This window comes from Bartonella sp. AP88HLJMH (assembly GCF_042195605.1).
Taxonomy (GTDB): domain Bacteria; phylum Pseudomonadota; class Alphaproteobacteria; order Rhizobiales; family Rhizobiaceae; genus Bartonella.
The window spans coordinates 39,796-48,708 of record NZ_JBHIOR010000014.1 but is presented as its reverse complement, the minus strand read 5'-3'; the positions used below and the strand labels follow the sequence as shown (position 1 = coordinate 48,708).

Annotated in this window: 3 protein-coding genes and 1 pseudogene; all 4 read right to left on the bottom strand. The window is 38.7% G+C overall.

Annotated elements, in window-relative coordinates; all coding sequences use genetic code 11:
- Nucleotides 1–2,273 (bottom strand): annotated as a pseudogene (locus ACFIMA_RS07235) (hypothetical protein); the annotation flags it as partial.
- Nucleotides 2,274–2,699: 426 nt separating this feature from the next.
- Nucleotides 2,700–3,002, bottom strand: a complete 303-nt coding sequence (locus tag ACFIMA_RS07230; protein ID WP_375611461.1) for a hypothetical protein — start codon at nucleotides 3,000–3,002, stop codon at nucleotides 2,700–2,702.
- Nucleotides 3,003–3,331: 329 nt separating this feature from the next.
- Nucleotides 3,332–3,574 (bottom strand): hypothetical protein, encoded by a 243-nt coding sequence (locus ACFIMA_RS07225; protein ID WP_375612878.1) that lies wholly within the window; start codon nucleotides 3,572–3,574, stop codon nucleotides 3,332–3,334.
- 415 nt (nucleotides 3,575–3,989) lie between these two features.
- Nucleotides 3,990–8,714, bottom strand: coding sequence for a YadA-like family protein (locus ACFIMA_RS07220; RefSeq protein WP_375693264.1), 4,725 nt, complete (start codon nucleotides 8,712–8,714; stop codon nucleotides 3,990–3,992).
- Nucleotides 8,715–8,913 lie beyond the last annotated feature (199 nt).

Sequence of the window (8,913 nt, the reverse complement as noted above, 5' to 3'; positions counted from 1 at the left end):
GCAAGAAACTTAATTTTGCTATTGGTTTTTTCCTCTCCATGCTGTGCTACAAATGCCTGCTCATCATTGCTCCACAACAAAGCATCCCCTTTGACTTCTTGTGTAATATCATTGATTTGTTGTGTAAAATTATTGACCACATTCGTGAGATGACTATTCACACTCTTCACATTTGCATCGAGACCACTCAAAGCTGAGCCAACATCATGATAATTGGCTTTTGCCACCTGACCATCTTCAACAATAACAGATAAACTATAGTTTGGTCCTTTAAAAGCACCATTTTCGAACGAGGCACCACCACCAAAATAATTTGCTATATCTCCAGATATTTTATTAATTTGGTTCCCATTGATCGCATCATGCGAATCTTCAGCAATTTTCCCATCTTTAACATTATGGAGGGAAACGGGTGCTGTAATCTTATCACCACCCAAAGTTATGCTATTATAATTAACGGTGCCATCTGCATTTTTATCATAAAGAACCGCAAAGTTATTTGCTTCTTTAATGACCTTAATACTGTCCGTGATATCTGCAATTTCACCATCAAGTTGTTTTTTATTAACGGCTTCATCATCCTTAACTGCTTCTTTCACACCGGAAATTGCACGAGCATCACCTGATTTGTTTGCAATATTAATCTCTGTGCCTTCTATTTCCTTACCGATGATGATACGATTTGTCTCTTCTTCTCGCTTAACAAGGCTATTGCTTTTTATAGTGTCAACAACATCTGCAATCTGACCATCGAGCTGTTGTTTATTAACAGCGTCGTTATTGTTTACAGCAGCCTTCACACCGGAAATTATCCTATCTTCACCCGATTTGTTTGCAACATTGATTTCAGAACCACCTGTTTCTATACCAATGGTGATACGACCTTCTTCTCCACCATCTTGCTTAACAAGACTATTTGCTGCTATTTGATTTTTTATCTCTTGTAGCTGCGCAAAATTCACTGCATCATCAGGTTCTTCCCCAGCTGCCACTCCTGTAATCTGCTTATTGCCAGCATCAATACCATCCACAGTTATTTTAGCCCCATCAGCAAACAAAATGCCATCATCACTGATAGAGCTTCTCCCAGCGGTAACTCGTTCCACTGTAATATTATTAGCTAGATCAAATGTTACATTATTGTTTTCCTCACCTTTTGTAATCTTAAGGTTGTCACTTGCAGCCGACAAATCTACAGTATCTTGTACACCAACAGCTTTAGCATTTTTACCTCCAACAGATAGTGTCCAACCTTGGTCTACGTATTTTTGTAATGATTTTAACTGTGCAACATTAACGGCATCAGTGTCGCCACTACCAGCTGCCACTCCTACAATCTGGCGCGTTTTTTTTGATTTAGCATCACCAACACTCACTGCACCTAGCGTACTCGCCCATATCATGTCGTCAGAATCTGAAGGGCCTTTAGTTAAAGAATTATACCCGATAGCGCCAGCAGCAACATCAGCCACAGACTCGCTCCCAAGAGCAACACCCTTATGCTCAGTCGCTCTTGCATCTGAACCAATCGCTATCGAAAGATCTGTTTGAGCTTGAGCACCATAACCTATAGCAATTGCTTGTTGTCCACCTGCAAGTGATTTGTTACCGAATGCAATACTATCAACGCCTTTTGCTTTTGCACGCCCACCAATAGCAATCGTATTGCTTGCTACTGCTTCAGACGCAACCCCTATAGCAATACTTGCTTGTCCACCTGCAAGTGCAGCAATACCAAAAGCTTGTGATCCCCCAAACTTTGCAGTTGCAGCCGCTCCAAATGCTGTTGAATAATGCCCCGTTGCGGAAGATCCACACCCAGTTGCAAAAGAATACACACCATAAGCTTCAGGCAGAACATTTGAAAGACCACCGGTTGCTTTTCCCATATATCCCCCCTTACCGGTCAGACCATCATCAACCCAATTAAGCTGAACCTTCGCCCAGTTAAAAGGACGCTTGCCATTAATCTCTTTATTCATAGAAACTCTTTCATATAGTTCCTCTGCAGTGATTTGGTTATCAGTACCTTGATTGCTTCCACCACGATCAACAACATTAAACACACCACAGTAATCCTTATCGCCAGCTAATACAATACTGCCATGGCTAGCGTATTGATAAGACACGCTAGGACCACTTGTACTTTGAACTTTATCACTTGTTATCGCAAGATTTGCAGCAACCACAGGAGAAACACTCGACAAGAGCGTCGCTATAACTGTTCCCAATGAAACAGCTTTAATCAAATTTGGTGTTGAATATTTTTTCATAATACCCCCTCATAACAATAGATTAAAAACACAAAAAAGGTGTGTTCTAGAGCTTTCTTATTTCCCTTGCGTGTTCCTGCTTTTACAGCGTGTTTTAGGACATAAATAAAATTAAGACGTAAGCTGTTGTTTCTGCAACGCCTTTAGAGGGTAATTAGGGGTAGGTTCGTGAAAGTCAATTTGAGGAAGGTAAAAAAATACTTAATATTAGAATGGATTTCGTTTTTCTATCAAAGGTTGTGTGTCGTTTTTAGCTTTGATCTCTTTGAAAAAGGTATAATTTTTGTGCCTATTGATCATCCGCTTAGGCATCAGTTTATTTTTCGTGAATAAGATTTTTTATTTCATTAGAGGATTTATGAAAGCTTTTTACTAAAATGCCCCATCTATATCCTTACTAATGGTAATGTGTCTCGTTGCTGTATCCTATTTTACAAAAATACTCACTGCTACTTGTTCTTTTATTCCCTTCAGTTGTGAAAAATTCACTGCATCAGTATTGCTAGTTCCTTCTGCAACATTTGTTACTTTTTTACTTGCCGCATTAATATTACCGGTGGTTATTTGCGGGACATCAGTAATTACTAAGCCTGTTGCATCGACTTTTCTTTTCTCTCCTAATGTTATGCTTTTCAATGCTATATCATTAGCCAAACCAAATATGAGCTTATTTTCATCGTCCTTATCTCTTTTAACCCTGAAGTTACTTCCTCCCGATGAAAAATTCATTGTACTATCTAGCACCCATATCTTTAGCTGCCTCACCAGAAATAGACTGTTTCCACTCTTTTTTTCTTACGACTTCTCCTAAATCTTGCAACTGTCTCAGGTTCACCGCATCGGCAGATTTGCTATCAGCTGCTACGCCTATAATTTGTCGCGTTATGTTCTTACTAGGAACACCAATATTTACTGAAACTTTCGTACTTTTCCATTGAGATTAGGTGTTTTTAGCCAGTCCTTGCAGAACAGACGTATCCCCAAAAACGCCAGCAGTCCTACCAGACACAGAGCTGTTCCCGATAGCCCCCCATCAACCATCACTTTAGAATAGGAACCTAAAGCGATACTTCCAACCCCTTTTGCTTTTGAATAGAAGCCCATAGAAATAGCTTCTTGAGCAAATGCTTATGTACGGAGTGACCAAGAGCAATCGAACCATATTCTAAAGCTTTAGAAACAGCTGCTACTACTGTTGAATAATCACTCTTCGAAAGAGTATAATCATTTTCCCCGTGTTCGCTCTTCTTATTATATTCACCACCTACTGCGACACTGCTTTTCTCTAAAACATGAGCCATATTGCCTACAGCAACGCTCCATTCTTTTTCCGTTTGCGCTCCACTACCCTAAAGCAATACTTGTGTTTGGAGTACGTTGCATATCTGTAGAGCGTTGCATTATAAAGCATACGTTTAAAACTATACGAAAATAAAAGCTAAAACTGTCTTCTTTTAATAAAGGGTATATTCGTATTTACATTGCGTGAAGCATTTTAACAAATAAAAATAATAGCAATCAATTTTTTGAATCTTTACCACTAAGCTCTTTTATTCTCAACAAAAGTTGTAATAAGCTTTTTATATTCGGATTTTATATAATTACGGGAGTTTTATACATTTAGAATAGCTTTAGAGAGTTCTGGAAGAAAGTAAAAAATTTGCCCTTTTCTTAAATAAGAAAAAGGCAAATCAATTTTATGGATTTAGTCGTTTATTAGTTGAGTATCACATTAACCCCTGTACTTATACCCCAGTGACCTCCAGAAGTGGTAATTGACAAGTTGGAACCAATATCACCGTTCTCTGAAGTATAACCTGCACCAAAAGCAAAAGCAGATTGACTACGCCATAAACCACTACCAAATGCGATTGTTAATTTTCCAGGAATATCACTATAGCGTAAACCAGCTACTGCTAAACCAACAGCTGCAGCTTGTCTTGCCTCTTTTCGAACATCCTCAACAGCATAACTTAATGTCGAAAACTTCATATCCGTATACGAATTAGCCTCATTAACTCCATCTTTTACAAGATGAGAAATTTTCTCATCCGTATACTTATTGGCACTTTCAAGCACAAAATCTATCTTATCTTTTAATTGACCGCCATTAATCGCTTCTTTCGAATCCTTTTCAATCTTTCCATCGGCTACATTGGCTATTAATACTGGAGAACTTTCATCTCCACCAACTAAGCTAACTTTATTGGTCTTTTTGCCCGTTTTTTTATCTTTATCGTATTGTACAGATCCCTCCGTAACTTTATTTTCAATATCCTTGACCTGATCTGTAATCATTTGCTGAGTTTCCCAAAGCTGTCCTCCATTCACAGCTTCTTTTGAATCTCTGTCTACCTTGCCATCCTCTACATTGATAATCTTACTTGGACTCTTAACACCCTGAGCATCAACATGAGATGCATCATAGCTTCCTTTTTCTTCATTCCAATTCAGACTATTCGAAGAGGTACCTTTTTCAACTTCTTTTATACGATCGTTGATAGTGCTCATGCTGTCATTAACAACATCAAATGCTTCAGAGACATTATTACGCTCCTCTTTATCACCTTTCGTACCATCCTTATTAAAGACCTGAACGGTGAATTTTGGTCCTTGCCAGTTTCCTTCCTTATCATAACCAGCTCCTCCACCAAAATATGAGGCAAATGTCTGTTGAAGAGTATAAATCTGACCACCATTAATCGCATCAGTCGAATCTTCTGATATCTTTCCTTTCGCAAGGAACGTGATCTTGCTGTTTTCCTTTTTACCTTCTTCCCCATGCTGTGCTACAAACGCACCTGCATCATCACTCCACAACAACGCATTTTGCTCAATGTTGTCTGAAATCTCATTATGAAGATTCTTGAAAACCTTATTTACACCGGCAAACGCGGCTGCAATGCTATCATAATCCTCCTCTACAAAGCTTCCATCTTCTTGGAAAGTCATTATCTTGAAACCTGGAAGGACCCAGCCATCACCATCATACTTAGCATCACCACCAAAATACTTTGCTAGCGACTGATTCAGATCATAAATCTGTCCACCATTAACCGCATCACTCGAGCCTGATACTATAGAGCCAGCCGCAAGTGATGTGATCTTGCTTGCTTTTCTGTCTTCACCTTCCCCATGCAGAGCGACAAAAGCTTTGTCACCATCGCTCCAAGATAAAGAATCTTGTGCAACTCCCTCTGAGACCTCCTTAATGCGAGCGTTCACATTCTTGATATTCTCATCAAGCCCTTTAAAGGCAGAACCAACATCGGTATGCGGTTTATCTGTTACTTCACCACCTTTATCAATACTGGATAAATTATAAGTTGGCCCTTTAAAAGCACCATCCTTAAATTCAGCATCTCCACCCAACAATTTTGCTATATCCATTGAAAGAATGTGAACCTGTCCTCCATTGATAACATCCGTTGAGTTTTCCGCAATCGATCCGGCGGCTACATTATGGAGCGCAACAGGTGTAGCATCCTTCCCTTTCCCAAAAGTTACATTTGTATAATCAGTTTGATTATCTGTTGTTTTATCGTAAAGAACAACAGAAGAACTATCCGACAGAAGGGTATCAGAAAGATCCTTCAAACCTTTATCAAATTGTTCTTTGTTCACAGCTTCATTGGCTTTTTCTGCTGCCTTTACACCAGAAAGAGTTCGATCCTTACCACCCTTGTTTGCGATATTGATTTCACTACCTTCTACTCCTTTACCAATGTTGATAATACCTTCATTTTTCGTAACAAGCAAATTACTGATTACATCGCTGATCGCAGTTTGAACCTTTGTGAAAAGTTTACCCACACCTGAAAATGCATCTGATACATTCTTATAGCTTGATTCAGCTTCAGTGCCATCATCATTGATAATTTTTAGCTTAAAATCAGGAACTTTCAATTCCCCATCCTTATATTCAGCATCATCAGAAAAATATTTTGCAACCTTATCGCCCAGTGAATAAAGTTGAGAACCATTTACGGCATCCATCGATTCTTTCGTAATATCTCCTACAGCAAGCGATGTGATTTTACTTGCCTTTCTGTCATCACCTTCCCCATGCTGAGCGACAAAAGCTTTGTCAGCATCGCTCCAAGATAAAGAATCTTGTGCAACTCCTTCTGAGACTTTCTTAATGCGAGCATTCACATTCTTGATATTGTCATCAAGTCCTTTAAAGGCAGAACCAACATCGGTATGCGGTTTATCTGTTACAACACCTTTTTCATCAATATTCGATAATTTATACTCTGGTACTTTAAAGTTTTTTCCATCAAAGGATACATCTCCACCTAAAATTTTTGATAAATCCCCAGTGATTGTATGAAGCTGGCCACCATTAACGGCATCTGTCGAATTTGTGCTAAGATCTCCACCCGCAAGACCTGTTATTTTTTTACCTGCAGCATCAATACCATCCGCTATTACTTTGGGACCATTTTCAATAGTTAAGCCCGTTTTATCTAAAGTGATGTCTTTTAATTTTACACTGTTCAATGTGACATCTTGTGCCAAATCAAATGTTATTTTTTTGTCTTTATTGTCTGTTGTATCACTATTTTTAATCTCAAAGTTTTTGCTTCCAGAAACCAAATTTAATATATCACCCGGCTGAAAGTTTGAAACAGCCTTATCATTAAGAGAAAGTGTCCACCCTTGTGCTACAAATTCTCTTAATTTTTTCAGCTGTGCAATGTTGACGGCATCAGTGTCTGCATAACCCGCTGCCACACCTGTAAGCTGTCGTGTTATCTTATTCGGAGTATCACCAACACTAAAAGCTCCTTGAGTGCTCTTCCATATCACACCATCATCCGTTGACTGGCTCCCTATGGAAGGATCATAGCCAACTGCGGACACTGAGTTACGAGAAACAGATTTATAACCCACAGCAACACCACCCTCAGGAAGTACTTGTACATTTGAACCTAATGCCATACTATTTTTAGCTGTTGCAGCTGAAAGTCCACCTAATGCAATACTATTTTCACCAGATGCATTTGCAAAACCACCTAATGCAATACTATTTTCACCAGATACATTTGCAGAACCACCTAATGCAATACCATTGTTAGCAGTTGCACTTGAAAGCTTACCTATAGCAATACTTTCTTGCCCACCTTTTCCCTCACTGGCAGCAATTGTAATGCTCTCCGTTTCGGCATGCCATTTAAAGACACTATCATCGGCAGCTTTTTTAATCTCATTGTGAAGATTTACATAAGACTTACCCACACCCTCAAAGGCTTTGGCTACATTTGGAAAACTTTCTTCTTCAATCTCATTCGTCTCAGGATTTAAAGTTTTAATTTTGAACTCTGGATTATCCCATTGACCATTCGTAAATTTAACACCACCGCCTAAATATCCAGCTATATGGGTAGCTACAACATTCAACTGACTACCATTTACCGCCTCTTGTGAATCTGCACTAAGATCACCAAATGTAACACCCATTACCTTTTTATTTCCAGCATCAATACCACCGGTGGTTATTTTCGGACCATCAGTAATTACTAAGCCCGTGGCATCGAAGGTATTTGTACCTGCTTTTAAGCTTGTTAACATAATGTCTTGAGCCAGATCAAATTTTACTTTATTGTTATCTTCGCCCTTTGTAATATTTAGGTTGCTACTTCCTGCGGAAAAATCTACCGCGCTATCCATAAAAACGGTTGTAGCATTTTTATCTCCAACAGAGAATTTCCAACCGTTTTGTCTTACAACTTGTTCTAAGTCCTGCAACTGTCTAAGGTTCACTGCATCGGTAACATTAGAACCAGCTGCTACGCCTGTAATTTGTCTGGTTATACCCTTACTATAATCACCAAATGAAACTGTTCTCTCTTTTTCATCAGAACTATCGGTTAGAGAAGAGCCGATTGCAATGCTATTTTTAGTATTTCTACTACTACCAGCTAAAGCAGTTAAGCCGATAGCAATCCCTTGGTCAGCCTTCGTCTGCGCTACCTGCCCGGAAACAATAGCATCATGCGCTTCTCCCTGAGCTCGTTCACCATAAATAAGAGAATTACCCAAATCCTGACTGCTAGTTATCTGATCTCCCTTTACAACTCCTGGAGTTAAAGCTGCTCTTGTTATTTTTTTACTTCCAGCATTCATATCAATTGAACGTATCGAATCGCTGGTTTCTGCCAAAACATTCACTATAGGACTATAATCACTTACACCAGTAAGAGTTTTGGTTAAAAAATTTTCATAGTCATCAGCAGCACTTACCTTGGATGTCAAAGCAACATTCAGCGCTGTTAAATAATTTTCCTGTGATGAACTAGAAGAATCCAAATCATTCGAAAAAACAGGGGAAACACTGGCTAAAAGTGCCGCTATTGAAGTCAAGGATAGGACTTTAATAAAAGGAAAACGAGAAAATTTTAAACTGCTCCCTGCTAATTTTGTATATAATTTTTTCATAATGAACTCCCCAATGAAAGAAATAACTATAAACACAAAAAAGACACATTTAAACGCTATTAGGTCCCCTAAAATTGGTTTTTCTAAACGTATTCAAAAATTTAGTACCTGACTGAAAAGATAGAGAAGTTGTGTTTTAGGTTTTATGGTTAATGCGTTTTGCTCTTTTACATTTCCTAAGAAAGTAATTTTTTTGTGG

Bases quoted from the DNA above. Each gene is read 5' to 3' on its own strand.
- ACFIMA_RS07225 (WP_375612878.1), bottom strand. From the start codon at position 3,574: ATGGCTCATGTTTTAGAGAAAAGCAGTGTCGCAGTAGGTGGTGAATAT.
- ACFIMA_RS07230 (WP_375611461.1), bottom strand. From the start codon at position 3,002: ATGAATTTTTCATCGGGAGGAAGTAACTTCAGGGTTAAAAGAGATAAG.
- ACFIMA_RS07220 (WP_375693264.1), bottom strand. From the start codon at position 8,714: ATGAAAAAATTATATACAAAATTAGCAGGGAGCAGTTTAAAATTTTCT.